The organism is Micromonospora craniellae (genome assembly GCF_014764405.1).
Lineage (GTDB): Bacteria > Actinomycetota > Actinomycetes > Mycobacteriales > Micromonosporaceae > Micromonospora > Micromonospora craniellae.
Genome location: NZ_CP061725.1, coordinates 2,215,584 through 2,241,864, shown reverse-complemented (window position 1 = coordinate 2,241,864; position 26,281 = coordinate 2,215,584). Strand labels below are relative to the sequence as shown.

Annotated in this window: 25 protein-coding genes, 1 tRNA gene and 1 pseudogene; 12 read left to right on the top strand and 15 right to left on the bottom strand. The window is 66.5% G+C overall.

The features are described 5' to 3' along the window. The first annotated feature begins 82 nt into the window (after window positions 1-82). Together ID554_RS09915 and ID554_RS09910 are read left to right on the top strand one after the other, a co-directional pair. Window positions 83-235, top strand: a complete 153-nt coding sequence (locus ID554_RS09915; protein WP_191088955.1) for a hypothetical protein — start codon at window positions 83-85, stop codon at window positions 233-235. 15 nt (window positions 236-250) lie between these two features. After that, window positions 251-721, top strand: coding sequence for an FAD-dependent oxidoreductase (locus ID554_RS09910; protein ID WP_117231228.1), 471 nt, complete (start codon window positions 251-253; stop codon window positions 719-721). Between the two features lie 18 nt (window positions 722-739). Here ID554_RS09910 and ID554_RS09905 read toward each other — a convergent pair whose 3' ends face one another. Then, on the bottom strand, window positions 740-2,056 hold the full coding sequence (locus ID554_RS09905) for an IS256 family transposase (RefSeq protein WP_191088637.1): 1,317 nt from the start codon (window positions 2,054-2,056) through the stop codon (window positions 740-742). Between the two features lie 14 nt (window positions 2,057-2,070). Between ID554_RS09905 and ID554_RS09900 the strand changes: the two genes are divergently transcribed. Both ID554_RS09900 and ID554_RS09895 read left to right on the top strand, forming a co-directional pair. Continuing rightward, window positions 2,071-2,616, top strand: a complete 546-nt coding sequence (locus ID554_RS09900) for an FAD-dependent oxidoreductase (RefSeq protein ID WP_158573891.1) — start codon at window positions 2,071-2,073, stop codon at window positions 2,614-2,616. Between the two features lie 343 nt (window positions 2,617-2,959). Next, the gene (locus tag ID554_RS09895; protein ID WP_147333669.1) at window positions 2,960-3,367 is read left to right on the top strand and encodes a hypothetical protein; all 408 of its coding nucleotides are present in this window, start codon (window positions 2,960-2,962) and stop codon (window positions 3,365-3,367) included. Between the two features lie 300 nt (window positions 3,368-3,667). Here ID554_RS09895 and ID554_RS09890 read toward each other — a convergent pair whose 3' ends face one another. From ID554_RS09890 to ID554_RS09880, 3 genes are read right to left on the bottom strand one after another with little or no spacing between them, the layout of a single operon-like run. Then, window positions 3,668-4,549, bottom strand: coding sequence for an IS3 family transposase (locus tag ID554_RS09890; RefSeq protein ID WP_191088873.1), 882 nt, complete (start codon window positions 4,547-4,549; stop codon window positions 3,668-3,670). Next, window positions 4,546-4,839, bottom strand: a complete 294-nt coding sequence (locus tag ID554_RS09885; RefSeq protein ID WP_191088698.1) for a transposase — start codon at window positions 4,837-4,839, stop codon at window positions 4,546-4,548. Before ID554_RS09885 ends, ID554_RS09890 begins: the two co-directional genes overlap by 4 nt. Window positions 4,840-4,898: 59 nt before the next feature. After that, complete coding sequence (locus ID554_RS09880) at window positions 4,899-5,237, bottom strand: NUDIX domain-containing protein (protein WP_117231391.1); 339 nt, start codon at window positions 5,235-5,237, stop codon at window positions 4,899-4,901. A gap of 374 nt (window positions 5,238-5,611) precedes the next feature. Between ID554_RS09880 and ID554_RS09875 the strand changes: the two genes are divergently transcribed. Together ID554_RS09875 and ID554_RS09870 are read left to right on the top strand one after the other, a co-directional pair. Continuing rightward, window positions 5,612-5,687: transfer RNA gene (locus ID554_RS09875), tRNA-Arg, on the top strand. Between the two features lie 155 nt (window positions 5,688-5,842). After that, window positions 5,843-6,376: pseudogene (locus tag ID554_RS09870) on the top strand (helix-turn-helix domain-containing protein); the annotation flags it as partial. 118 nt (window positions 6,377-6,494) lie between these two features. Here the strand turns inward: ID554_RS09870 and ID554_RS09865 are convergent. Together ID554_RS09865 and ID554_RS09860 are read right to left on the bottom strand one after the other, a co-directional pair. Beyond that, entirely contained in the window at window positions 6,495-7,196 is a 702-nt protein-coding gene (locus tag ID554_RS09865; RefSeq protein WP_117231390.1) for a group II intron maturase-specific domain-containing protein, read from the bottom strand. A 16-nt stretch (window positions 7,197-7,212) separates the two neighbouring features. Then, window positions 7,213-8,037, bottom strand: coding sequence for a transposase family protein (locus ID554_RS09860; RefSeq protein ID WP_191088878.1), 825 nt, complete (start codon window positions 8,035-8,037; stop codon window positions 7,213-7,215). 757 nt (window positions 8,038-8,794) lie between these two features. Here ID554_RS09860 and ID554_RS09855 point away from each other — a divergent pair. Then, window positions 8,795-9,076, top strand: a complete 282-nt coding sequence (locus ID554_RS09855; protein ID WP_223884512.1) for a hypothetical protein — start codon at window positions 8,795-8,797, stop codon at window positions 9,074-9,076. On the opposite strand, the gene ID554_RS09850 is transcribed toward ID554_RS09855, so the two are convergent. Further along, window positions 9,059-9,901 (bottom strand): transposase family protein, encoded by an 843-nt coding sequence (locus tag ID554_RS09850; RefSeq protein WP_396888495.1) that lies wholly within the window; start codon window positions 9,899-9,901, stop codon window positions 9,059-9,061. The two genes, ID554_RS09855 and ID554_RS09850, sit on opposite strands and share 18 nt — an antisense overlap. Window positions 9,902-9,939: 38 nt before the next feature. Here ID554_RS09850 and ID554_RS09845 point away from each other — a divergent pair, with 38 nt between their 5' ends. Then, a complete protein-coding gene (locus tag ID554_RS09845) occupies window positions 9,940-10,260 on the top strand; it encodes a hypothetical protein (RefSeq protein ID WP_191088769.1) in 321 nt (106 codons plus the stop codon). Between the two features lie 678 nt (window positions 10,261-10,938). Here ID554_RS09845 and ID554_RS09840 read toward each other — a convergent pair. Beyond that, entirely contained in the window at window positions 10,939-12,366 is a 1,428-nt protein-coding gene (locus ID554_RS09840; RefSeq protein WP_199489339.1) for an IS1380 family transposase, read from the bottom strand. A 127-nt stretch (window positions 12,367-12,493) separates the two neighbouring features. On the opposite strand from ID554_RS09840, the gene tnpC reads away from it, so the two are divergent. The 4 genes from tnpC to ID554_RS09820 all read left to right on the top strand — a co-directional run bounded on the left by tnpC (window position 12,494) and on the right by ID554_RS09820 (window position 16,629). Next, on the top strand, window positions 12,494-13,942 hold the full coding sequence (gene tnpC / locus ID554_RS09835; protein ID WP_191088768.1) for an IS66 family transposase: 1,449 nt from the start codon (window positions 12,494-12,496) through the stop codon (window positions 13,940-13,942). A 25-nt stretch (window positions 13,943-13,967) separates the two neighbouring features. Then, window positions 13,968-14,780 (top strand): group II intron reverse transcriptase/maturase, encoded by an 813-nt coding sequence (gene ltrA / locus ID554_RS09830; protein WP_223884511.1) that lies wholly within the window; start codon window positions 13,968-13,970, stop codon window positions 14,778-14,780. 33 nt (window positions 14,781-14,813) lie between these two features. Next, complete coding sequence (locus ID554_RS09825; RefSeq protein ID WP_191088608.1) at window positions 14,814-16,061, top strand: IS4 family transposase; 1,248 nt, start codon at window positions 14,814-14,816, stop codon at window positions 16,059-16,061. 274 nt (window positions 16,062-16,335) lie between these two features. Beyond that, window positions 16,336-16,629 carry a group II intron maturase-specific domain-containing protein gene (locus ID554_RS09820; protein WP_117231410.1) on the top strand — a complete coding sequence of 98 codons (294 nt, stop codon included), beginning with the start codon at window positions 16,336-16,338 and terminating at the stop codon, window positions 16,627-16,629. Window positions 16,630-16,815: 186 nt separating this feature from the next. Here the strand turns inward: ID554_RS09820 and ID554_RS09815 are convergent, their stop codons facing one another. The 7 genes from ID554_RS09815 to ID554_RS09785 form a co-directional block, all read right to left on the bottom strand. Further along, window positions 16,816-18,030: an ISAs1 family transposase gene (locus ID554_RS09815; protein ID WP_158573890.1), complete on the bottom strand. Its 1,215-nt coding sequence runs from the start codon at window positions 18,028-18,030 to the stop codon at window positions 16,816-16,818. A 315-nt stretch (window positions 18,031-18,345) separates the two neighbouring features. Then, window positions 18,346-19,734, bottom strand: a complete 1,389-nt coding sequence (locus ID554_RS09810; protein ID WP_191088612.1) for an IS1380 family transposase — start codon at window positions 19,732-19,734, stop codon at window positions 18,346-18,348. A 72-nt stretch (window positions 19,735-19,806) separates the two neighbouring features. Further along, window positions 19,807-20,502, bottom strand: coding sequence for a reverse transcriptase domain-containing protein (locus ID554_RS09805; protein WP_191088767.1), 696 nt, complete (start codon window positions 20,500-20,502; stop codon window positions 19,807-19,809). Window positions 20,503-21,625: 1,123 nt separating this feature from the next. Continuing rightward, on the bottom strand, window positions 21,626-22,885 hold the full coding sequence (locus tag ID554_RS09800; protein WP_158573788.1) for an MFS transporter: 1,260 nt from the start codon (window positions 22,883-22,885) through the stop codon (window positions 21,626-21,628). Further along, on the bottom strand, window positions 22,882-24,060 hold the full coding sequence (locus ID554_RS09795) for a GNAT family N-acetyltransferase (RefSeq protein ID WP_117229458.1): 1,179 nt from the start codon (window positions 24,058-24,060) through the stop codon (window positions 22,882-22,884). The genes ID554_RS09800 and ID554_RS09795 overlap by 4 nt, the downstream gene beginning before the upstream one ends. Further along, window positions 24,057-25,433 carry a methyltransferase domain-containing protein gene (locus tag ID554_RS09790; protein ID WP_117229459.1) on the bottom strand — a complete coding sequence of 459 codons (1,377 nt, stop codon included), beginning with the start codon at window positions 25,431-25,433 and terminating at the stop codon, window positions 24,057-24,059. Before ID554_RS09790 ends, ID554_RS09795 begins: the two co-directional genes overlap by 4 nt. A gap of 10 nt (window positions 25,434-25,443) precedes the next feature. Continuing rightward, complete coding sequence (locus tag ID554_RS09785; protein WP_117229460.1) at window positions 25,444-26,202, bottom strand: HalD/BesD family halogenase; 759 nt, start codon at window positions 26,200-26,202, stop codon at window positions 25,444-25,446. Window positions 26,203-26,281 lie beyond the last annotated feature (79 nt).

The following is a 26,281-nucleotide window of genomic DNA, read 5'->3' as shown; positions in this document are numbered from 1 at the left end:
TCGACACCAGCATGTGGCTCCTGGCCGACCTCGCCCACTGTGTCCGACAGGGGCACCGCCTGTTGCCCGCGCCGTCACCCGGATGGCTTTACCTCGCCTCGATCAGGTCCGCTCACCGCGCAGCACGGCCCTGCTCAACACTCTTGCCCACGAACTACGCCGCCGTAAGCGCAACCAGCATGTCGCAGACCTGTTGCCAGACCTGGAGAACGTCCTCGCGCGGCAACCGGCCTGACACTACGGTCGAGCGATGAGCCGCAGCGACCTCGACGCCCTCGTCATCGGCGCGGGCGTATCCGGCTTAACCACCGCTGTCTGCCTCGCCGAAGCCGGTAAACGGGTCAAGATCTGGGCAGCCGAACCACCCGAGCAGAGCACCTCCTACGCCGCCGGAGCGATGTGGGGCCCCCATCTCGTCGAACCCGTCGACCGGGTACGCGTCTGGAGCGCCCAGACCCTCAATGTCCTACGGAAACTCGCCACCGAACCAGCGACCGGCGTGCGCCTCGTCGCCGGCATCGAGGCATCCCGCCAACCCGTCGATCCGCCAGAGTGGAGCAGTCAGCTCGACGGATTCCGGATGTGCGAGCCGAACGAACTCCCAGACGGCCTCGTCGTCGGGTGGCGATACACCGCACCGCTGATCAACATGCCGGTCTACCTTGGCTACCTGCGCCAGCGGCTGACCGCAGCCGACGGGTCTGTCAAGTTAACGGTGTAACTGGGGTTGGTTGATCTTCTACTTGCGGCCGGCGGACAGGCGTCCGTCGAAGGTGATGTCGAAGGCGTTGAGTGCGCTCTTCCAGCGGGTGGCCCAGCGTTTGCGGCCTTGCCCGGTCGGGTCGAGGCTCATCACCGCGAGGTAGACGCACTTGAGGGCGGCTTGCTCGTTGGGGAAGTGTCCGCGGGCGCGGACGGCGCGGCGGATGCGGGCGTTGACGCTTTCGATGGCGTTGGTGGAGCAGATGATCCGGCGGATCTCGGCGTCGAAGGCCAGGAACGGCACGAACTCGGCCCAGGCGTTCTCCCACAGCTTCACGATCGCCGGGTAGCGGCTGCTCCATGCCTCGGCGAACTCGAGGAATCGTTCGGTAGCGGCGGCCTCGGTCGGTGCGGTGTAGACCGGTTTGAGTGCCTTGGCAATCGCGTCCCAGTGCTGGCGGGCCGCGTAGCGGAACGAGTTCCTGAGCAGGTGCACCACGCAGGTCTGGACCACGGTGCGGGGCCAGACCTCTCCGATGGCATCCGGCAGGCCGGTCAGTCCGTCACAGACGGCCATGAGCACGTCGTCGACGCCCCGGTTCTTCAGTTCGGTGCAGATCTGCAGCCAGAACTTGGCGCCCTCCCCGCCGTCGCCGGCCCACAGGCCGAGGATGTCTCGGTGGCCGTCGGCGGTGACCGCGAGAGCGACGTAGATCGGCCGGTTGGCGACCTTCCCGTCCCTGATCTTGACGTTGATGGCGTCGAGGAAGACCACCGGGTAGACCGGATCGAGGGGCCGGTTCTGCCACTCGGTCATACCGTCCATCACCTTGTCGGTGATGGTGGAGATCGTCTGGCGGGAGACCTCGGCGCCGTAGACCTCGGCCAGATGCGCGGAGATCTCGCCGGTGGTCAGGCCCTTCGCCGACAGCGACAGCACCAGGTCCTCCACCCCGGACAACCTGCGCTGACGCTTCTTGACGATGGCCGGTTCGAACGAGCCCGCTCGATCGCGTGGCACGTCGATCTGCACCGGCCCGACATCGGTGAGCACCGTCTTGGACCGGTTGCCGTTGCGGGAGTTGCCGGAGTTCGCGCCGGCCTGGTCGTGTTTGTCGTAGCCGAGGTGGTCGGTGATCTCACCATCGAGGGCCGACTCCAGCACGATCTTCGTCAGCTGCTGCAGCAGCCCACCCTCACCGGACAGCTGCAGCCCCTGCTCACGAGCCTGGGTCACCAGCTGTGACACCAGCGCCGGGTCGACACCCCCTGGCGTCGTCTTCGTACGCGGCCGCTTGGCCTTCTCGTCACCGGGCACAGCGGCAGTGTCCACCGCATCGGTCGTGATCGTCATCAGGTGCTACTCCCTTGATCGGAGTTACACCGTTGTTTTTACAGTCCCCAGCCGACGGCGAGATCGAGATCCGTCGGATTGATTCGCTCAGGCAGGCGGCGTCCACGGCTCCTGTCGTGGTCAACTGTGCCGGCATGGGCGCTCGGGACCTCGTACCCGACCTCGAGTTGATACCGGTTCGCGGACAACTTGTCGTAGTCGAGAACCCCGGTATCACCGAGTTCTTTTCCGAGGAGACAGGGCACTCATCCGATCTTCTGCACTACTACCCGCAGGGTGATGCGGTGGTCTTCGGAGGTGCCAGCCAAACAGGCGCGTGGGGCAGAGATCCGGATCCGCGAACGGCTGAGGCAATCATCGACCGCTGCGCTCAAGTTGAGCCACGCCTACGGCGTGCCCGGGTTCTTGAGCACCGCGTCGGCCTTCGCCCCACACGACCCTGCATCCGCCTTGAGCAGGAACGGCTCGGTGGCCTATGCGTGATCCACAACTACGGCCATGGCGGGGCGGGAGTCTCTCTGTCCTGGGGATGTGCACTTGAAGTGGCAGCCTGCAGTTAAGAGGATTCTCTACGACGTCGAGTTGAGTGATCGTGATCGGCCTTGATGTGGAGTGGGGAGCCGAATGCGAAAGCGTGTTTGCATGGTCGACTATCTGTGCGTCGATACCCATGCCTGACGCCTAACCCAAGATCGGATCGTTCTACCGGTATAGCTCGTTGGTGGCACGTGCCTGTAGGCGAGGAGCCTGGTTATGCGACGACGTCTGTCCGTATTGCTGGTTGTGCCGTTGTTGCTTGTTGTGGCCGCGTGCGCGACGCCTGCTGTGTCGGCTCCACCGCACCTGTCCGAGTCGAGTGCTCCCGCTCCCGGGCAGTCGTACTGGCCAGGGCAGGAGGAGTTGATGGCAGCCGCCGAGACTGTCGATGTTGCCGGTCCTCGTCGCTGGCCGGACTCGTATGCCGGCGTGGCCCTTGATCTGCCGGCTGGGTTCCTGCTGGTGCACCGTGTCCCCACGTCCGGCCTCGACGCCGAGGTCGCGGCGATGGTGCCGCAGGTCGCGGTGCGGTTCGTCGACGCCGTGTACTCCGCGCGGCAACTGAACACCTGGAACGATCAGGTCGGCGTCGACGCGGGCTGGTGGCAGCGGCGCGACGTTGTCGTTCACGGTCGTTACGTCCGCTTCGGCGAGTGTGTGGTGGTGGAGGTCGAGCACCCGCAGCGCGACGCGGCCCGGATCGTCGCCCAGTATCACGGTGTGCCGCTCTGTGTGGAGCAGGGCTATCCCGCCGTCTTCCTCAACGCAGACTGATGACCGGAAGTCCAGGGCTGCCGTTGGGTTGGCCGGTCAGCCAGACGGTGGCTGAGCTGACAGCCGCCCGGGTTCGGGACCGGTGGGCTGAGGGTTTGGGTGTGAGCCGAGGTGGGTGTTGGGGGCGTCGAACCTTGCGCTTCGTGCGAGCAGGGCCATCCGGTTGGTCAGTACGAAGGTGTGGAGTTCTCGGGGCTTGAGGTCGAGGTGGACAAGTTCGTCACTGGCCAGGGCTACTCGGTCGAGGTCGTAGCGGCTGACGTGATCCGAAAAATCCGGACTCGAACCAAATGCAATCTATCATGCGACTTGACGATTAGCAAACCATTCATCGAGAACTTCGGCCGGCGGTCTATAGCCAAGGCCGGAATGCAACCGACGCCGGTTGTAGAAGCCCTCGATGAACCGGATGATCTCGCGGCGTGCGTCAGCCCGGGTAGCGAACACACGATGATGTACCCACTCGGTCTTCAGTTTCCCGAAGAACGACTCGGCCATGGCATTATCGAAACAGATGCCGGTCCGCCCGACTGATTGCCGAATCTCGTGTCGGGCAAGCGTGGCCGCGAAGTCGCCGGACGTGTACTGGCTGCCGCGATCGGAATGAAAAACAGCCCCGTCCGGCAGCGGAACACGCCGCGCTGCCATGTCCACGGCAGCGCACACCAAAGAAGCCGGGTAACGCTCGTCGACCGCCCACCCGATAACACTCTTCGAATAGCAATCGATAACCGAAGCCAGATACAACGGCCCCTCGCCGGTATCGATCTGGGTGATGTCGCCAACCATCTTCACGCCCGGCACCGTCGCGGTGAAGTCCCGGCCGACCAGGTCCGGGATCGGCCCCGCAGCACGGTCCGGCACGGTCAGCCCTCGCCGCCGCTTCACCTGCACCGGCACCAGCCCCTTCGCTCCCATCAGCCGCCGCACCAGGTCATCGTCGACCTCGACCCCACCGCGGACGAGCTCGGCGTGCACACGCCGATACCCGTACGTGCGGCCCGAGCCGATAAACACGGCTTCGATCATCGCGGTCAACTCCACACGACGTCGCTCTCCGGCCGACGGCGGCCGATCCAGCCATTCGTAGAAACCGGACCGGGAAACACCGACCAGGCGGCACATCATCGTCACGTCGAAGGCAGCCTTCTCCGCAGCGACAAGCGCGTAACGCTCGCTTATCGTTGTTCTCTCGCGAAGAAGGCCGCAGCTTTTTTCAAGAAAGCGTTCTCCTGCTCCAGCTCACGGATACGCCGTTCCATCTCCGCGACCCTCGCCCGATCGATCGCATCCCGCGTCTCGTCGGTCTGCCCAGGATTACGCTTCTTCTCGGCGATCACCCAGTTCCGGACTGTCTCGGCGACCAGACCGAAATCACGCGCAACCTCAGCATAGGTACGCCGACCCTCGACCACCGAACGCACCGCTTCTGCCCGCAACTCAGGCGAATACTTCGCAGGTTTCTTGCTCACGTACTGTTCCTCCCGGACTCCTCGTCACCCTACTTGGGGACGTGTCCGGAGTTCTCGGGTCACCTCAGGCCGCGGGAGGGGTCCTCGAATTCCGGGCCGCAGCGCCGGGCGAGGTCGATCGTGCGAATGTGGCAGAGGAAGAAGTGCTGTACCAGCATTCCCTCGTCCGTTTGTTCGGAGAGGATGAGGACCTGCTGAGCGATGTCCGCTTCCGCGCCGAGTTCTTCGCGCAGTTCGCGGGTCAGCGTGGCCGTCATGGACAGGTCGTCTGGCTCGACGCCGCCTCCCGGCGTGGTCCAGTACGGGAGTGAGCCAGGACGTGTCCGTTTGATGAGCACCAGGCGTCCGAGATCGTCTACGGCGATCGCTCGGGCAGACCGCCGCACTACTGGCGCCATGAGCCCCTCCTCTCGCACACGGACCTTGCCATAGGCGGACGATCCCACCACGCTCGATCGGGCTGTAGTGATGGGATTTGAGGAACCGTTCCATCGGCGAGTCCGCTGACCGCGGTTGTCCCACGGAGATCGCCCGCGGTCAGCGGGCCTCCAGCCCGGTAGATGATCTTTGCTGATGTGCGCGATGTGTGCTCCGCAGCTGGTGACCGCAGGTGAACGGCGTCGCGCGACCGTGGCCGCCGGTGACGGTCGGCCCGGTCGGCCCGGCGATGTGCGGTCGGTGTGTGATCCGCTGGTGGCGGTGCCAGCGCTGATCACCCCGGGAGCTTCCTGCGGTACGCTGACAGCCGCCGCCGAGCGGCGTTGATCGTCCGGCCCTCGTAGCTCAGGGGATAGAGCATCGGTTTCCTAAACCGTGTGTCGCAGGTTCGAATCCTGCCGGGGGCACCAGCGCGAGGCGTTGACCAGCAACAAGCCGGCCAGGGCCTCAACGCTTATCTATGTGATTTGGAATCGTCCCCCGAAAACCCCCCGGTAACACCTGTGGGCGATCAGGTTCTAGTGTTGTGTCTCGTAAATAGCTAGCCGTTTAGTAGGCTTTGCGTGTGACACGTGCTGCCGCGCCGTTGGCGCTCGAAACAGGTCAGCGGGAACTGCTGGAGTCTCTTGCCAAGTCGCGTACGGTCGAGCATCGGCTGGTGCAGCGGGCGCAGGTGTTGTTGCGCGCTGCGGACGGGGTGTCCAACGCCGACAATGCGGTGTTGTCCGGGGTGACCCGGATGACGGTTCGGGCGTGGCGGGCGGAGTTCTCCGATCGTGGGCTTGCCGATCTGGGCAAGGTGGCCGCGGGGCGGGGCCGTAAGCCGTCGATCCCGCAGGCGGTGATCGATCAGATCGTGGAGTTGACGCTGTATTCGCGGCCCGAGGGGGCGACGCACTGGTCGTGCCGGTCGATGGCGGCGAGGGTCGGTGTCAGTGCGGCGACGGTGCAGCGGGTGTGGGACGCCCGAGGGCTCAAGCCGCACCTGGTGGAGACGTTCAAGCTGTCCAATGACAAGCGGTTCGAGGAGAAGCTCGTCGACGTCGTCGGGTTGTACCTGAACCCGCCGGACCAGGCCGTCGTGTTGTGCATGGACGAGTAGGGTCGAGCTGAAGCGCGTTGTCGTGATTGCTCACGCTACGTTTCTTCAGCCCGCCCTCCGAACCCGGCGGGCCCGTCTCCGGGCACCGGGCTCTCCACGAGTCCGTGCCGTTGGGTTATCCGGTTGTTCCTGGTGTTGCTCTTGCCCAGGGCGTCGGGATGTTGTTCGCCCGGTAGCGGTAACGGCTGACCGTCACCTGCTGCGGCTGGAACAGCGTCACCCCGTCCTCGGTTGGCCGCCATCCGGGTAGGTAGCGGCGTTTCAGGACGGCCATCTTCGTGCGGAGATGTCGTTTGCGCAGCCAGCGGACGACCCGGTGCCAGGTGTACTGGTCGAGGTAGCCGAAGGTGGCTTTGGACACCCCGTAGCGGAAGTAGGTGCACCAGCCCTGCAACACCGGATTGAGCTGGCGCAGCAGGACGGCAAGAGCGGGATGTGACGATCTGCTGGTCAACGCGCGTACCCGGCCGACGATGGAGGCCAGCGCCTTCTTCGACGGGTAGGTGTAGACCACGTGCTTACCGGTGCCTCGTTTGTGCCTCCGCTGGATGTGGAAGCCCAGAAAGTCGAAGCCCTCGTCAACGTGGCAGACCTTCGTCTTCGCCTCCGACAGGCGCAGGCCCATCGGTGCGAGGACCTCGGCGACCTCTTTTCGCAGGGCCTCCGCGTGTGCCTGGCTGCCGCTGACCATCACCACGAAATCGTCCGCGTAGCGGACGATTCTGTAGTTGGGCAGCCCAGCCCGGCGACGCTTGGTCCGTTGGTAGTCGGTGCCGCTGTTGGTCTGCCAGTGCTCGGTGAAGTGTTCGTCGAGCACCGACAGTGAAGTTATCTCAACAAGATTCGGATAGGTATTTGTATTCGAAGTGGGTCAGGTGTAATGCGGCGGCGACGATGTCGCCGATTCGGCGTGGGCTGATGTTCGTGTGGCGGAGCGTCTTCCAGCGTCCGATCAGGATGGCGAAGCCGCGTTCGCCTTGCCATCGCAGGCCGCGGAGCAGCTGGTTGTAGGCGCGGTTGTCGGGCGCGAGGCGGCTGCCGTCGGTGGGCTGCTTGATCGGGGTCTTGATGCCGTGGCCTGTGCTTTCGTAGCCGGAGTCGGCCAGGGCGGGCAGGTCGAGTTCGGCGGCGGACCAGTTCAGGGCGGCGGTGACGCCGAGTTCGCGGGCGCAGCTGGTGTCGTGTAGATGCCCGGGCATCGCCGCCGATGTCCAGATCGGTAGCCCGTCCGGGCGCATGACGGCTTGGATGTTCGCGCCGAAGTCGCGGTGCTTTCCCGAATACCAGGCGTCGATGGTCTCGCCCTTGACCGACAGGGTGGTCTCGGTGAGCCGGTCGCAGTCGAACAGTTTGCCGTCGAGGATCACGTGGGACCAGCCGTCGGCGGCGGCCCGACGCAGAGCGGTGTGCAGGTCGGTCGCCTGGGCGGCGAGTACGGCTACGCCCTCGTCGCGGTAGCGGTAGGCGGTGGCCCGGGAGATCCCGAATCCGGCGGCCAGCAGGGTCAGGTCCTCGGCTTTGCGGAACCAGATGAGCACGAGAAGTGCCTGGTGGAAGCAGGTCAGGGCGCGGGTGTCACGCCGGGTTCCGCGGGCTCGGCGTTCGGCGGCCAGCAGCCGGCCGAGGTACTGCACGAGTTCCCTGGGGACATCGATCATGGCACGATAGGCGATCACGCGGAGTCCTCATGGTGTAGGTGATCTTGTGGTGAGAACTACCTACCGAGGACTCCGCGTCCTCTTCCAGCACCGTCCGATCTCAACAGCTTCGCCCGTGTCGCACCAATCAACACATTCGCGTCGCTGAGATCAGCTCTTGTGAACACGAACGTGGAAAGCGAGGCAAAGATTGATGACGGTCTCGTGGACTGCGGTGCTGTATGGGAGATGGAGGTTGTTTGGCCCTCCGGAGCCGGCTTGCGGAAGCAGGCTTCAAACCACCACGAGGGGCGTTGGCTGAAGACCGTCGTCCTGAGCGTCGTTGGAAAAGGCGTGACTGTGATCGCGTCAGGTATGGACCGGGAAGATGAGCGATGAACGTCGAGTTCTCTGTCGTTGACGTGTCGAAACTCAGTCAGACGACATCAGAACCGAGGCCGGAGGTGAGTCTCGGGATGAGCCTGGGGGATATCCGCTTACTGCCCAGGTGGTGTCCGGCATATAGGCAGCATGAGCCCGGTCCAGGCTCTCATACGGAACGTGTGAAGGCGGACCCCGACACTGTCCGTCGGTTTACCGGCGGCGAGAGGGAGGACTCCAAGCGGAGGAGACCGCGAGGAGCAGAGTACCGATGCGGGGCCGCTGGCGGACTCGCCCGTAGTAGCTGTGAACCGCCTGCGTATCGCAGTGGGTCGGGGAGCGAAGGGGCGGGGTCGTTCAGGCTGGTTTGTGCGGTCAACCGTGAGGGAGGAACCGCGTGAGTCAGCCAGGGTTGACAGGCAAGTCGCACGATATCCCAAAGCGGCTGATCTGGGCCGCGTGGTTGAAGGTGAAAGGTAATGGCGGAGCGGCCGGGGCCGACGGAGTGACGATCGAACAGTTCGAAACGAGGTTGGCTGACAACCTCTACCGGCTGTGGAACCGTATGTCGTCGGGCAGCTATTTCCCCGGCCCGGTCCGGGCGGTGGAGATCCCGAAGAAGGGTGGGGTCAGGATTCTGGGCATTCCCAATGAAGTTATCTCAACAAGATTCGGATAGGTATTTGTATTCGAAGTGGGTCAGGTGTAATGCGGCGGTGACGATGTCGCCGATTCGGCGTGGGCTGATGTTCGTGTGGCGGAGCGTCTTCCAGCGTCCGATCAGGATGGCGAAGCCGCGTTCGCCTTGCCATCGCAGGCCGCGGAGCAGTCGGTTGTAGGCGCGGTTGTCGGGTGCGAGGCGGCTGCCGTCGGTGGGCTGCTTGATCGGGGTCTTGATGCCGTGGCCTGTGCTTTCGTAGCCGGAGTCGGCCAGGGCGGGCAGGTCGAGTTCGGCGGCGGACCAGTTCAGGGCGGCGGTGATCCCGAGGTCGCGGGCGCAGCTGGTGTCGTGTAGATGTCCGGGCATCGCTTCCGAGGTCCAGATCGGCAGCCCGTCTGGACGCATGATCGCTTGGATGTTCGCGCCGAAGTCGCGGTGTTTTCCGGAGTACCAGGCGTCGATGGTCTCGCCCTTGACCGACAGGGTGGTCTCGGTGAGCCGGTCGCAGTCGAACAGTTTGCCGTCGAGGATCACGTGGGACCAGCCGTCGGCGGCGGCCCGACGCAGAGCGGTGTGCAGGTCGGCCGCCTGGGCGGCGAGCACCGTGATGCCCTCGTCGCGGTAGCGGTACGCCGTCGCCCGGGAGATACCGAAGCCGGCTGCCAGCAAGGTCATGTCCTCACCCTTGCGGAACCACACGAGCACCATCAGGGCCTGGTAGAAGCAGGTCAACGCACGAGTGCCACGGCGAGTGCCGCAGGCCCGGCGCTGCACGTACAGCAGCCGCGCGAGATGCTGCACGAGTTCCCTCGGGACGTCGATCATGGCACGATAGGCAATCACGTGGAGCCCTCTCGAAGACGTGGATCTGTCGCAAGGACATGTCTATCGATGGCTCCACGCCTGTCTCCACTGCCGCCCGACTCGCCGCCTTCGCCCGTGTCGCGCCAATCAACCCATATGCGTCGCTGAGATCAGCTCTTGTGAACACGAACGTGGAAAGCGAGGCAAAGATTGATGACGGTCTCGTGGACTGCGGTGCTGTATGGGAGATGGAGGTTGTTTGGCCCTCCGGAGCCGGCTTGCGGAAGCAGGCTTCAAACCACCACGAGGGGCGTTGGCTGAAGACCGTCGTCCTGAGCGTCGTTGGAGAAGGCGTGACTGTGATCGCGTCAGGTATGGACCGGGAAGATGAGCGATGAACGTCGAGTTCTCTGCCGTTGACGTGTCGAAACTCAGTCAGACGACATCAGAACCGAGGCCGGAGGTGAGTCTCGGGATGAGCCTGGGGGATATCCGCTTACTGCCCAGGTGGTGTCCGGCATATAGGCAGCATGAGCCCGGTCCAGGCTCTCATACGGAACGTGTGAAGGCGGACCCCGACACTGTCCGTCGGTTGACCGGCGGCGAGAGGGAGGACTCCAAGCGGAGGAGACCGCGAGGAGCAGAGTACCGATGCGGGGCCGCTGGCGGACTCGCCCGTAGTAGCTGTGAACCGCCTGCGTATCGCAGTGGGTCGGGGAGCGAAGGGGCGGGGTCGTTCAGGCTGGTTTGTGCGGTCAACCGTGAGGGAGGAACCGCGTGAGTCAGCCAGGGTTGACAGGCAAGTCGCACGATATCCCAAAGCGGCTGATCTGGGCCGCGTGGTTGAAGGTGAAAGGTAATGGCGGAGCGGCCGGGGCCGACGGAGTGACGATCGAACAGTTCGAAACGAGGTTGGCCTCGATCCGTCAGAGGGTCTTGCTCCCTGCCTGACCGTTTCGGCTTGACCGTTTTGTCCACCCGGTTTGGGTGTGATATCGCCACGTGTCGCTGTGGAAGCGCGAGTTCTCCGGGCCCTCGGTCACGGTCTTTCTACTGGTAGGTACAGGGGTCCAGGGTCAGGTTGTCAGTGGTAGCAGGGTGAGGCGCTGCCAGCAGAGGGTGAACGCGTCGGCCCACGGCCAGGTCTCGGGGATGGACAGGACACGCCGGCGGGCGTGGGCGGCCAGTTTCGCGGGCAGGTGCAGCAGCCGGTAACGCAGTGTTGCGGGTTCGGCGTGGGCGAGGTCGTCCTGGTCGTGCAGGCCGAGCAACCGGGTCCAGGAAGTGATGTCCGCGGCGATGTTGGCGGCGAGGACCCAGCCGCGGTTGACGGTCCAGGCCTTCGACGGCAGGTTCCGCAGGCCCATGGCCTTGTTCGTGCGCACCTTGTCTTCCACTCCTGCGTGCGAACGATGCAAAGCGTCGATCCATTGCGGCTGGTGCGAGCCCGGCACCCCGGCGATCCGGCTGATGTTGGTGGCGACGATCGCGTACCGCCAGCCGGTCCGCTTCTCCAGCGCGGTGAGATTCTTCGCGTGCCGGGCCGACGGCTTCGTGCGCCGCACGAGCAGCCGTAGCCGGCCGTTCCAGTTCTCCAGGCGCTGGTTGAGGCCGGTCAGTTCCGCGACATGCGCGGTGTCGACGGCCGTGCCGTCCTGGGCGAGGCCGTCGGTCCACGCTTCAGCAGGCAGTTGCTCGATCGCGATCTCGTCGGCGTCGGTGATCGTCCAGCCGACGGTGAACTTCACGCTGCGCCACAGCCGGTTCATCGCCTCGATGTGCTCGAGCAGGTCGTGGGTGGCACCGGCCCCATCGACCCTGATCAGAATCTTGCGCCGGTAGGCGACCGGCAACTGAGCGATCGCCTCACCGAGAACCCGGATGTGATCGGCGACCGTATTCGAGCCGGCACTGCCGGGCCGCAGCAGCATGGCCAGGCATTCCGCGGTGTTCGCACACCACGCACCGAGCGGATGGAACCCGAAACCCTTCTTGAACGTGGCCGCCGCACCCTGCTTCGGTGAGTGAGCGGTGATCAGGGTGGCGTCCAGATCGATGACCACCCACCCGGACAGCAGCTTGCCCGCCACCGTCAGCCACGGGAACCCTTGCGGGCGGCGGGCGAGCAGGGCCCATACGTGAGCGCGGACCTTCGCCCGCGCTTTGCCGATCCGTTTCAGCGCGGTCTCGTCGAGACCGGCCAACGCTCGCCGGACGGTTGGCTCCGACGGCCGATCACCGAAGACCAATCCCTGATGGGCGAGGACCGCGATGTCGGACATGCTCGTGGCGCCGAGCACGATCGCGACCGCGAGTGAGACCAGGACCGTGCCGCGATCCCACCACCCAGGGCCCTTGCCGCGCGGTAGCACCTTGTTCAAACCGCTGGTCAGACCGGTCCGATCTGCGCATTTGCGCAGCAGGACCGCACCCGCGTGACCGACCAGACCCTTCCCGCCCGCGCCGACGACCAGCCGCTGATCCCACCCGCTACCCTTACTCACCAGAAAGGTGCACCCGCTTCTGCTGTGGACATGGACTCGACACCCAAATCCTTGCAGGTCAGGAGCACCTTTCGTTTATCGCCCTCGATCAGTCAAATCGCCTCTGACTCGGGGAGGTTGACCGTTCGTGCCCGCCGATCCTTCGCAGCCGTCGTATGAGCAGCTGCTTGCGCTGAACGCGGACCTGTTCGCCCGGTTGGATCAGGCGCTCGGGCGGATCGCGGAGCTGGAGGCTGACCTCAGTACGGCGAAGTGCCGGATCGCTGATCTGGAAGCCCAGCTGAAGCAGTCGTCGAAGAACTCCTCGAAACCGCCGTCGACGGACGGGCTGGCCAAGCCGGCACCCAAATCTTTGCGCGGTAGGTCCGGGCGGGGGCCGGGGCGCCCGGCCGGGCAGCCCGGCACCACTCTGGAGCAGGTCGCCGACCCCGACGTCATCGTGCGGCACACCCCCGAGGTGTGCGCGGGCTGCGACAACGATCTGGCCGGCGCGGCCGAAGTGTCCGTGACCCGGCGGCAGGTGTTCGACATTCCGGAACCGACGGTCGTGGTGACCGAGCATCAGATCGTCACCCTCGCCTGCCCGTGTGGACATCGCACCACCGGCATCGGGCCCGCCGAGGCCACCGCGCCTGCCGTGTACGGGCCGCGGATCGCCGCGATCGGGGTCTACCTGTTGCACGGGCAGTTCCTGTCGATCGGCCGTACCGCCGACGCGCTGCGGGACCTGTTCGGCCTGCCGGTCGCGGCGGCCACGGTCACCGCCTGGGTCACACGCACCGCCCTCGGCATCATCGAGCAGGTGCTGCCGGTGATCCGCGACCGGATCCGGCAGGCGCCGGTCGTGCACTTCGACGAGACCGGGATGCGCGTCGAAGGCCGTCTGGCCTGGCTGCACTCCGCGTCCACCGGCACCGACGTGCTCCTCACGGCGCACCGCAGACGCGGCGCCGCCGCCATTGACGACGCCGGTGTCCTGCCCGGCTTCACCGGTGTCGCCGTGCACGACGCGTGGGCGCCATACGACACCTACACCAGCGCCAACCACGCCCTGTGCAACGCCCACGTGCTGCGTGAACTGGTCTACGTCACCGACACCGCCACCGGCCCCACCGCCGACCTCGCCACCCAAGCCATCAACGCGCTGCGCCGGCTCAACCGCCTGGCCGACGACGCCCACACCGGGCAGGACACAGCGAACCCGGACGCCCTACGCGAGCAGCAGCACCTGCTGCGCTCCGCCGTCGTGCTCGGCGCGCAGGCCACCGCCGGCCGCGACGGCAAACTCCAGCGCAAACACCACGCCCTGTTCGTCCGGCTCCGCGACCGCCGCGACGACTACCTACGATTCGTCACCGACCCGGCCGTCCCCTTCGACAACAACGCCGCCGAACAGACCATCCGTATGCCGAAACTACGGATCAAGGTCTCCGGAAGCATGCGCACCATGACCGGCGCCGAACACTTCGCCGCCATCCGCAGCTACACCGCCACCGCCATCCGCCAAGGCAACAACATGCTCGACGCCCTGATCCAAGCCGTCACCGGAAACCCCTGGATCCCCGCCACCACCTGAGCAAATCGGCGTACACGCATACCCGATGTTCCAGCACCTATCCAGTTACTGGAACCGTATGTCGTCGGGCAGCTATTTCCCCGGCCCGGTCCGGGCGGTGGAGATCCCGAAGAAGGGTGGGGTCAGGATTCTGGGCATTCCCAATGTGGTCGACCGGGTGGCGCAGACGGTGGCGGTGCTGGTGTTGGAGCCGGAGGTGGAGAAGGTGTTCCACGACGACTCCTACGGATATCGTCCCGGACGGTCCCCGATCGATGCGATTCGGGTGTGTCGGCAGCGGTGTTTCAAGAAGGACTGGGTCGTCGATTTGGACGTCAAGGCCTTTTTCGACTCCGTGCGGTGGGATTTGATGCTCAAGGCGGTGGCGCGTCACACGACTCACCCGTGGGTCATGCTGTATGTGGAGCGCTGGTTGAGAGCGCCGATGCTGATGCCCGACGGGACCCTGACCCATCGGAACAAGGGGACACCGCAGGGTGGTCCGATCTCCCCGTTGATCGCCAACATTTTTCTGCACTACGGCTTCGACACCTGGATGGGCCGTGAGTTTCCCGGGGTCGGGTTCGAGCGGTTCGCAGACGATGTGGTGGTCCACTGCGTGACCGAACGTCAGGCGCAACAGGTGCGTCAGGCGATCGATCGTCGGTTCGCGGACATCGGGTTGCAGTTGCACCCCGACAAGACGCGCATCGTGTACTGCAAAGACGACCGGCGCCGTCTCGACTACGAGCTGGTGACGTTCACGTTCTGCGGGTACGCGTTTCGTCCCCGGAAGGCATGGGACAAGACCCAATGCCGTTCAGTTAAGGCATCAGTGCTGGTCAGCGCGGTGAGCTGACTAGGGGTCGGCGGGCCGGTACCGTGCCGTGGCGTGACGTCGTCTGGGGTGGAGTCGCTGCGGCCGCAGGGCCGGTTGACCGATCACATCGGGCTCGGGGTGGTGTCGGCCCGGTTCAACCGGGATCTGCTGGAAGAGGTACTCAACCGCAGCGGGCGGCGTGAGAAGCGGGTCCGGCGGCTGCCGGCGCACGTGATGATCCGTTACGTGATCGCGATGGGGTTGTTCTGCGCCGAGTCTTCTGACGAGGTGATGCGCCGGCTGGTGGGTAACCTGCGCAGACTTGGTTCCTGGGACGATGACTGGCAGGTCCCGACGGCGTCGGCGATCACCCAGGCACGTCAGCGGCTGGGCGCCGAGCCGGTGAAGATGTTGTTCGACAGGGCGTGCGTGCCCTTGGCTGGACCGGGCACCAAGGGCGCCTGGCTGGCCCGGCGCCGGCTGATGGCGATCGACGCGACCACCCTCGACGTGGCCGACACCCCGGCCAACGTGGAACGCTTCGACCGGATGGGGTCGGGGCCGAAGGCGTCGGCGTACCCGAAGCTGCACATCGCGGCGTTGGCCGAGTGCGGCAGCCACGCGATCGTCGGGGCGGTACTCGGGTCGTGCCGCACCGGGGAACGTACCCTGATCAAGGATCTGGCCGGGCGGGTCGGGCCGGGCATGCTGGTCCTGGCCGACGCGGGCCTGTACTCCTTCGACCTGTTCAACTCCTTCGCCGCCACCGGCGCGGACCTTGCCTGGCGAGTCGGCGCGAGCGTGTCCATCGGGCATCTGCGGTGGCTCGCGGACGGCTCCTACCAGGCACTGATCTTCAAGGCGGGGTTGTCCGCGCAACGCCGGGCCAGGCTGGTCGAGCAGGCCCGGACCGGCCAGGAGATCCCGGCCGATCTCGCCCGCCTCGTCAGGGTGGTCGAGTACACCGTCCCGGACCGCAACCCCGACGGCGAACTCATCGTGGTGGTCACCACCCTCACCGACCACCACGAGGTCCCCGCGATGGAACTGGCGGGTGCCTACCAGCAGCGCTGGGAAGAAGAGTCCACTCTGAACGAGATCAAGACGGACCTGCGCGGCCGCGGCGAAGTCCTCCGATCGAAGGTCCCTGACCTGGTCGAACAGCAGATGTGGGGACTACTGCTGGCCCACTACGCCATCCGCGCACTGCTGCTGGAAGCCGCCGACCCGGCCGGCTACGACCCCGACCGCATGTCGTTCGTCAAAGGCCTACGCGTCGTACGCCGCCAGGTCACCGACCAGGCGGCCATTACCCCCTGAGCACCTTTCCACCGCCCTCGACGATGCCCTCACCGAGATCCGCCACCAGCCGAACCCGCCCCGACGCGACCGCAGCTGCCCCCGCGTCATCAAACGCGCCCGCCACAACTCCTACCGCGTCAAACGACCCACCGACCGGACCACCCGCCACGACGGGCCCGCCATACCCAGGCTGGCCTGCCCAGACGCCTTAACTTAATGGCATTGGGACAAGACCCGCGGAAGGGCCCGGACCGGGTTCCTACCCGCGGTTGCCCCGGGGAAGCTGACCGATATGAGCCGCAAGGTCGCGTCCTGGCGGCTACATCGACGCACGACCGGCAACCTGGCAGACCTCGCCGTAGAGGTCAACCCTGTCCTTCGGGGCTGGTTGAACTACTTCACCGTGTTTTACCCGAGCGCGGTCTACCCGATCGGCAAGCGCATCGATCGTCATCTGATGCGCTGGGCGAAGTGGAAGTACAAGCGACTCAAACGCAGCGACGACAGAGCTCGAGTATGGCTACGAGACGTCCGGCAACGGTCGCCCGACCTGTTCGCGCACTGGGCGATGCGGTACACGACCTGACAACCGAACGGCACGAGCCGGATGAGTCGAGAGGTTCACGTCCGGATCTGTGGGGGACGGCGGGTGAAACTCCCGCCGTCTACCCGGCAGTGCCACATTCGCGAGCAGGGGCGAAAGGACGCCCCCTTGCGGGGTGCCGGCAACGGTGGCCTGCGCCTGGCCGTCCTCGCCACGGCCGTTTCAACATCATCCGGTGAGGCCGAGGATGGTGAATGGTCTGGTCATGTTGCGGTTGGCCCAGCGGGTGGCTTCGGTGATGTCGGTCCGGCCGGCTAGGCGTAGGGCGTTGATCGCGAGGTTGCGCAGCGATGCGAGAACGCGTGGTCCGGAGCGTGTACGCACGCGGGAGTGGTCTTCGCGGTAGCAGGTGTCGCGGATGAAGTGTAGGGATTCGATGGACCATTGGCCGCGGTTGAACGCGGCGATCTCGGCCGGTCCGGCGGCGTCGGCGGGGTGGCTGGTGACACCCAGTTGCGCGGCGGCGGATTGTTTGCCGTCGCTGCCGGTGACGTAGCGTTCGATCAGCCATACCTGGTTGACGTGCGGGAACGGCAGGCCGGCCGGTGCGGGCAGGACGCGGATGGTGCGGCGGGTGCTGCGGCCGTGTCCGGCCTCGGTGCTCTCGTATCCGATCACGGTGGTGGCCCAGGGTAGGGCGTCGAGGGCTTCGAACAGCGCGGGCCGGTTCTCCTTGACCGGCAGCACGAAGTGGCCGCCTTGCCGGTGGATGAGTTCGGCGGTGGCCTTGACGGTGTGCAGCGCGTCCGCGGTGATGGTCACGCCACGCAGATCGAGGGTTTCCAGCAGTGCACGGGCGGTTTCCGGTTCGCGGGTCTTCGCGCCGTCGGTGGGGGCTTGGGCGATGACGAGCGCGGCCGGGTCCGGGCCGGGCGAGCCGGCCAGGGCGGACAACAGATGCAGTTGCTCGCCGTCGGCGTTGACGGCGCCGCGCACAGTCTTTCCGTCCAGGCGGACCTGTGTCACCGTGTCGGTGCTGGTGGGAGCCTGCTCGCCGGTGCTGGTGCGCTGGGCGGTAGTCCATTCGGCGATCACCGCGTCCAGGACGTCGCCGTCGGTGTCGGTGCAGACCCGCCACAGCGTCGAGCGCGACGGCCGCCCAGCCGGCCGGGCCTCGACGCGCAGGTACAGGCCGTCGAGGATCTCGGCAGGCACATCGGCGACCCAGCCGCTGATCGCGGTGTAACCCTTCAGCCCGGCGACCGTGGCCGCCGCGACCAGTGCGAGCACGACCGCGACCGGATGATCACGGCCCTGGTCGGACCGGCCGTCGCAGACGGCGAGCAGCAGGTCGAGCAGACCGTGACACGAAGGCGTGAACGAGACGTCCCCGGACAGCGGCGCAGGCGACGGATCGGTGATGAGGGTGGCAGACTGCGGCACGACGAAGCTCCGTTTGAACCAGATCTGTGAGAGGACCTGGTCTCAACGGAGCTTCGTCCATATCCGACACGCCACCAAACACATCGTCACTCCCCGCCACTATCGATCATGAAACGGCCGTGCCGTCCTCGCTGAGCCTCGATCCACCGACGCGGTTCGTGATGGTCGCGTTTGAATAGCTCTGATATCGGGTGGTTTTGGGGTACGGCGGAATTGCCGATTACGTGGTCGGCTTGCTCTGGGCAGGTTGTGCTGGAGTGGGGTGGGGTTCGTGGCTTGTGGTCGGGCCGCCTGGTTCCGGTCGGTATGCGGCGGTCAGTCGGGTGCGGTACGGATGGCGGTGAACAGATTCTCGAACGCGGGTTGCCAGGGCCAGTGCTCGGGTAGGTGCAGGTGGATGGTGCGGGCCCGGTGCGCGAGGCGGGCGGCGACGGTGACGATCCGGGTCCGGATCGTGGTGGTCCGGGCGGTCGTCCAGGCGCCGGCGGCGAGGTGACCGGCGGCCCGGGTGAGGTTGTGGGCGATGCCGGCGCAGGTCAGCCAGGCGGCGTTGGCGTTGAACCGGCCGGACGGCAGGTGCGCGAGAGGGCCGGCGATCAGGTCGGCGTTGATCTGCTCGATGACCGCGTGCTGCCGGTGCTGGGCTTCGGCCTGCACGAGGGTGAACGGGCTGTCGGTGAACACCGCGTGATATCGGTAGTTCGGTAGGAGTTCTTCCTGGCCCGGGGCCTGGGTAGGGTCGTCGCGGCGGATGCGGCGCACGATCAGCCGGGCGGTGACGGCGTGCCGGGTGCCGGCGAAGGCGGTGTAGGTGGTCTCGGCGATCTGCGCGTCGGAGATCCACCGCTGCTCGTCGTCGTCCCAGACGGCCTGCGGGTAACGGATGTTGATCCACTGGTCATCGCCGATGCTGTCGCAGGCGGCGCGGATCTTGGTGTCGATGCGGGTGGTGACCGAGAACCGCACCTGGTGGCGCCGGCAGGTGCTGATGACCGCCTTGGCGTAGAACGCGGAGTCGGCCCGCACCACGATCTCGCCGGTCGCGCCGCAGGCACGGGCGGTGGTGATCGTCTCGGCGATCATGCTGGCAGCGCCCTTGCTGGAGCCGGTGTTACCCGAACGCAGCCTCGTGGTAGCGACGACCGGCGCCGTCAGCGGGGTGGACAACGTCGCCACGAGGGGGTTGTAGCCGCGCAACCAGACGTTGTAGCCGCCGACCTTGGCGTGACCGAACCCGATGCCCTGCTTCTGTTTGCCGTAGACACGGCGCAGCATCGAGTCGATGTCCACAAAGCACAGCGTGTCCGCGCCGGCCAGTAGCGGTGTCCGGGCGGCGAGGCCGACCAGAGTGTCGCGGGCGGCGGCCTGTAACTGCCGCACATGCCCGTGGGTGAACGTGCGCAGGAACGAACCGAGCGTCGAGGGCGCGTACACGCTGGTGAACAGTGACCGCATCCCGCCGTGCCGGGCCACGTCAAGGTCATCGATGCTGTCCGCGCCCGCGAGCATCCCGGCCACGATCGTGGCGACCTTCCCGGCCGGATTCGCGCCCTTGTCCGTCGGCAGACTCACCCGGTCGGCGACCGCATCGTGCAGACCGGCCTGCTCGGCCAGACGCATCACCGGAACAAGGCCGGCACACGACACCAGATTTGGATCGTCGAACGTCGCGCGCACCACCGGCGCGTCATAGCGTAATCTCACCTGCGAAGTGCCCTCTCGAACCGACCGATAGAAGCGTCAACACTCCTATCCTTCCAGTTCAGGGGGCACTTTCTATACCCGGGCTCCCGCCGGTTCGACCTTCATCGGTGGATCGAGGCTGAGGATGCCCGCGCGCAGGAATGCCTTCACCAGACCCAGGACGCGTTTGTCCCCGACCCGACGACGGACCCGGTCCATCAGCACCGGATGCGAGATCTGGTCGAAGCACGCCTCGATGTCAGCCTCGAACACCCACTCGTAGGAGCGGGAGGTGAACTGATGAATCTCGGCGATCGCGTCGTGGGCTCGGCGTTTCGGGCGGAACCCGTAGGAGCACGGGCGAAACCCCGCCTCGAAGATCGGCTCCAGCACCAACTTGAGGGCGGCCTGCACGACACGGTCCCGCGCAGTGGGGATGCCGAGCCGGCGACGTTTCGTCGCCCCCGGCTTCGGGATCATCCGCTCCCGCACAGGCATCGGGGTGAACCGACGGGCTTTGAGATCAGCTCGTAGTTCCGCGATGAACCCCGCCTCCGGCACCTCGATGGCGTCAGGTCTGACCCCATCGACCCCGGCGGACCGCTTCCCTCGGTTGCCCCGCACCCGCCGCCAGGCCACGACCAGCACGGCGGGATCACAGACGAGGTTCCACAAATCGTCGAACCGGCGATCAGGATCATCGATCGCCCATTGGTGCAGCTTGGTCTGGATCCGCAGTACCCGGTCCTCGGCCAGTTCGGCCTCCGGTCCCGGCACGCCGGTATTCACCGGCGATCTCCCGCCATGCCAGTCCCTACGCTGCGAACTCGCTGCCGCCCTTGGCCCTGCGGACGGCTTTCCCGTCCTCCGTGATGGGGCGTTACGCCCACGACTACTACGGCGGCTCCGCCACGTCCCGAACCCATCAGCCGAGCGCGAGCCTGCCCGCCTCCGGCCTGGACGGCCGGACAACGGGTCGAGCCCGGGACGCTTCCCACGTTCACCGCGCACCGGTCGACGGGTGAGGTGCCCAACTTTGCCCCTGCGACATCGCCACGAGTACGCCGTAGGCCTTCCTCGTGGCCTCCCTACCGGCGTCTTCACCCGACGCAGGAGTCGCCCACCCACCGTGGGCGTGCATCGCACCCCGGCCCATATCCACCAGATTTGAGCCGGTGTATCTCTTGAGAGGCTTTACCCGCTGGTTCCTCACGTGCACCTTCCCGTCTCGCTAGGCGGACCCCGGTCGTCTGGCAGTGCCGACCGGTCCCGCCGTTGTCAGGGCTGCTCCCACCATCCCCGGCGCCTCCCGGTTCCGGCTGCCCTCAGCTTCACCGGCCTGCTGCGACAGACCGGCGGTGGAGCCCTTCCATCTCCACCCGGTAACACAGCGCCTCGTGGCGCACGAAGTCACAGATCCAGGCCCTGGACCGCACGCAGCCGAGCCTGCCGCTTAAAAGCGACCGGCACAAACTCTTCATCGACTGCGGTGTCCCGCTCCCGCCAAAGATGAGCGGCCTCAAGACCACCGAATAGCCGCTGAGTTGGGAAACGCGCTTCGGAGCCGTGGGCAAACCGCCCCGAAGACTCCTCACGCCCATCACCGCAGGTCAGCCCGCAGATTCGCCACCGCCGCATGCCCATCAACTGTCGAACCCGGGTCTCCTGCAAGACGTTGTCGGTCCGGATGAGACGCGGCTGACTGGGTCTGCGTTCGGGGTAGGGCAAGATGAACCCCTTGTCGGTGACGCGGAAGTCGAAGCCCGCGCTGTCGATCTCGAGGACGTGCGGCAGCTACAGCGCCGACCGGCGAACGTCGTCGACGTCAGGCATCCTGATCGCGCCCCAGTCTCGTCCTGTGTATTACCCGGCCCGCCGGCGAGCGCTGCGCTGCCGGCCGGTCGGCAGGACCTCAGGTGCCCCCGATCGGCACCGCCTCAGGCGTCCCGGTCGCGGCCGTCCGGGTCGCCGCGGCGCGCCGGGGGGCCGCGAGCCAGATGACGACGATCCAGAGCAGCGCACATCCGCCGGCGACCACGAAGCTCAGCCCGTAGCTGCCGGTAGTGGAGTAGCTGAAGCCACCGAACCAGGTCGCGAAGGCTGAACCGATGGCGCTGGCAACTTGGAAGAAGCCGATTGCCCGAGCGAGGCGGGCACCGCTGAAGAGGTCGCCGACGGCGGCGATCCGGGCTCCGATGATCATGCCAACCCCGGAGCCGAGCAGGAGAATCGCCAGGACCAGCAACGGTGTCGGCGGCAGAACCCAGAGGAGGCTGATACCCGCGAGGAAGGCGATCGCGCCGACTGCGGCGGTCAACTCCCGGGTCGTGCGGTCGGAGAGCACGCCGCCGAGCAGTTGACCGCCGGAGTAACTCAGGCCGGTCATGCCCAGCAGGAACCCGGAGATCGCGACGCCGTGTCCTTCGGTGGTCAGGAACGGCACGATGGTCTGGAAGGTGAAGAAGTCGGTGACGCTCGCGGTCAGGGCGGCGAGGCAGACCAACCAGAACACCGGACTACGGAACAGGTTCGTCGCGCTCTCCTTCGGCGTCTGCGTCTCCTCGATCCCCGTGCCGGCAGCCACCGGCCGGTCCATGAGGAGGAAGCCGACCGTGCCCAGCGCGGCGAGGCAACCGGCCACCAGATAGCCGGCGCGCCAGCCGTACTCCTGAACGACGAGGGCGAGCAGCGAGAAGAGCAGGAAATTGCCGACCCCCAGGCAAGCGTACGCGATTCCGGTCGCTCGGCCCCGGTCCTCGGCGTAGCCGCTAGTGATGATCACCTGGCTGGCCACGACGAGCATCGTGGTCGCCGGCGCCAGCACCACCATGTAGAGGAGGTAGAACTGCCAAAGCTCGGTCGGCAGCGAGGCTGCCGCCACCGCCGCCGCGAAGAGCGGCAGGAAGATCAGGACGATCCGGCGTGCGCCGTAGCGGCCGACGACGCGTCCCGCGAACGGTCCGGCGACCGTGCTGGCGAGCAGGTACCCCGCGAACATCCCGGACGCCTGCGCGCGATCCAACCCGAGATCGATCACGAACGACGAGTAAAAAATGGAGAAGCCCTCCACCACGCCGAACACGGTGGCGAGCACAATCCCGCTGGCGAACGCGACCCGCCAGCGGCTCAGGAATCCTCGGTGCCTTCGGTGCGCCTCATCAGCGGCGGTCACGGGTGGATGGCCGCAGCGAGTGAACGGGGAAACCGGGGCGCGCCGAGCAGGGGCACCGGGGGGATCAGGTCGACCGCCTCGTACGCCTCCGCGATCCGCTGCCGGGTGCGGCAGTAAGTTTCGAGCGCCTCGGCACCGCTGGTCAGCATCTCCCTTCCGGCATCGTCGGTCGCGTCGAACCACGAGACCAGGAGACGAGGGTGGAAGCCCATCCGAACCTTGAAGCCGTACATGCTTCGGCCCATCTCGATGCGCCGGACACCCAGCCGCTCCGCGAGATCCAACGTGTTGGCGTAGAGCGCGTAGTAGGTGGCGTACTCCTTGTGAAAGTCGTAGTTCAGACCGGCGATCCATGCATACAGGGTGTCGGCGCGGTGCAGCAGGATGAACCCACCCAGCAGCACGTCGTCCTTCCAGATGGTCAGGAAGTGCAACTGCTCGCGAAGGTGCCGGAAGATGCTGCGGATGTTGTCGGGCGGGTTGATCGTCGGGATGCTGTGGCGGGCGCAGACATCCTCCACGAGCCGTGCGAACGCGTCGACGTATCCGGGGTCCACGTCTGTGCGTACCGTGACGCCCAGGCGCTCCGAACGACGACACAGCCGGCCGAACTCCCGGCGAACCTTGTTCTTGAGACCGGCCAGATGTGCCTCCGCGGTGCCCACAAAGTCCACCCCGCTAGTCGCCTCGGTGTAGACGCCCACGAAGCCGAGGCGGTCGAGCTCGTCGCAGAGCGGATCCGTCTCCGGCACGCCGGGAAAGCCGTACAGCGGACCACCGAGGTCGGTGGCGACCTCGCGCATCGTCGCGACCAGCCCGGGCGCGATTTCGGCGGCCGGCAGCGTCGAACAGATCCCGTTAAAGTACGAGTAGAACGAGTGTCCGACGAGCATCCGGGCCCGCAGGATCGGGTGGTCGAACCCGTAGTCCGGCCCGTATCCGGTGTAGTGCGGGTCCTCCGACGCGTAGTACATCGGAGCGACGGCTCGCAGCCTGCCATTCTCGTACCACACCATGTGGCGGACGGCGTGCAGCGGCGCGGGCGGCGTCTTCTCGTAGGCACTGAGCCACTCGACTGTGGAGAAGACGGAACCGCCTGCCGCGTCGACCACCTCGTTCCATTCCGTTGGATCGATGTGATCGATGGAGTCGATGACCTGCCAGCCGTTGCTCATGCACTCCCCATCCCACGACGCCCTTCGGTTACGGGTGCGTCCACGCCGACGACCGGAACGAGCAGGGACATCCGGACCATGACCCGGGCGATCGCCGAGACCACCAGCACCGCCGCCGCCTGATCGAGCGGCGTGCTGGCGTCAGAGAGCGACGATGCGATCTGACGCTCGGTAGCCCCGTGACCGAGGTCAGTATATATGCGCTCTAGATGAGCCAAAGCGTCCTGGATGGCGTTGAGGCCCGCCACCGACCAGAACTCATCGGGCATCCGCCGCAGCTCGGCACCGACCTTCAGCGCCAACTCCTCGACGGACATGCTCCAGCCCGTGCCCCGGTACGATCGCCGCACATCGACCAAGTCTGGAGTGGGCACGTGGACACGCATGCCGCTGCCGTTCCGCCGGATCCGTAGCGTTGAGCAGTGGTAGTGGGTCCAGCCCCGCTCCGCGCAGCGCCGCTGCAACTCCTCAGTAAGCTCCTCCGCACCGCGCTGGCTGTCCAGTGTGGCGGCGCGCGTCGCGGTAATGGCGTTGCGCACCAGCATCGGCACGGCGCTGTCGGTGACGACGAGGATGTCGCAGCCCGGTGGCATGAAACCGGCGAGCTCGGCCACGGCGATCGGCGTCCGCGGGCCGCCCGGGCACTGGAAGCGCATGACCAGGCTGTCGGCGGTACTCATGCCCGCATACCACCGCCACAGCGCCCGAATCAGCCGCAGCCCGTCTGGACCGCCGTCGCCTGCCGTCGGGTACGGGACCCCGTCCGGCACCGGAACTCCGGGCAGGTTGGCCACCACGGCGTCGTACCCGTCGCCGCGGCCGAGGTCGAGAAAGTCGCCCACCTCGGCCCGACAGTCGGCCAAGCCGGGATTGAGCGCCGCCGATATTCCGAACGCCTCGACCGCCGCTGGCAGCACATCGAGCCCAAGCACCTGGTGGGCGGTGCGGGCGGCGGCCATGCTCGCCAGGCCCGATCCGCAGCCGATGTCCAGAACCCGCCCGCGCGGCGCCGCGGCGAGCACTGCGGCGGCGAAGCGCAGCGAATCCTCGCCGATGTGGATGTCGCCGACGCCGGAACCGTACTCCCGGTGGCCGGCGGCGAGGACGCCACGGAACGCCGTCACCGCCCACGACGCGGCCACCAGCCGGTCGGATTCCCGCCGGCCCAGGCCGAGCTGAACGATCAGCTCGGCCTGGGCCGGGTCGACCGCGCCGGCGGGCACATCGACGCCAAGGTGCAGCAGTCGCACGAGGCCCGCCCCCGGCGGCACGGCCTCGGCCGGAAGCCATGGCTCCCAGACGTTGAGGTGCCGGGCGCGAGCCAGCTCGATCGTGGCGGCGAAGGCCGCGCCGACGAGGCCGGTTCCGGTCATGAAGACCCGCTCAGCCTTCGTGCCTGGCGTGCGACTCCGGATAGAGCGCCGCCATCGACGAGTGATCGACCGGCCGCTGCAGGTCCGCCTCCGTGGCGAACGAGTAGCAGACGATCATCCGCTCGTCCGCCACCGACAGTGGCTTGACCCGGTGCAGCGCGGTGTCCGCCTTCAGCAGGTACGCCGCGCCGACGCCCGGGTGTCGGGTCCAGACCGGGCCCTGAGCAACGAGCTTCTCCGGCTGCGGGTTCTCCCGGTCCCAGGGGGCGTCCTTGATGTATTCGAGGCTGCCGCCGTGCTCGACCGGGGGCATCTTGAACACCCAGACGACCGCCCACGTGTAGTCGTCCCAGTGCCAGCCGTGCACGTCGTTCGGCTCGTGCAGCCGCGACGCGATGTACTCCTCCGGGGTGTAGGGCACCGGCAGTACCCGCTCGCCGACGATGCTCCCCAGCAGCTCGTACAGTGCCGGCGCGCGGTAGATCGCCGGGATGATGTCGCCGTCCTGGTGGATCGCGTCCCGGTCGATGTTGCTGTAGCGCCGCGGGGTGTTGCCGGACTGGGCGACGAGGAGGTCGCGGCGGCGGGCGTTCGCCGCGAAGAGACCCTCAAGCTCGGTGTGGGCGGCGGCCTGCAGATCCTCCGGTACGAACGGGTCGATCTCGATGTAGTGCTCGGTCTTGTAGCGATCGCGGAGGTCGGACAGCCGCCCGTCGAACCCCGCGAAGTGTTTCTCGATCCGGTCGTTTACGTTGAGTGTCGAGGTCATCGCATTCCCCTCCCACTAACTAACCATTACCCCGGGGACCGTTTGGGCACCACAAAGCGCCTGACGGGCCCGCGTCATC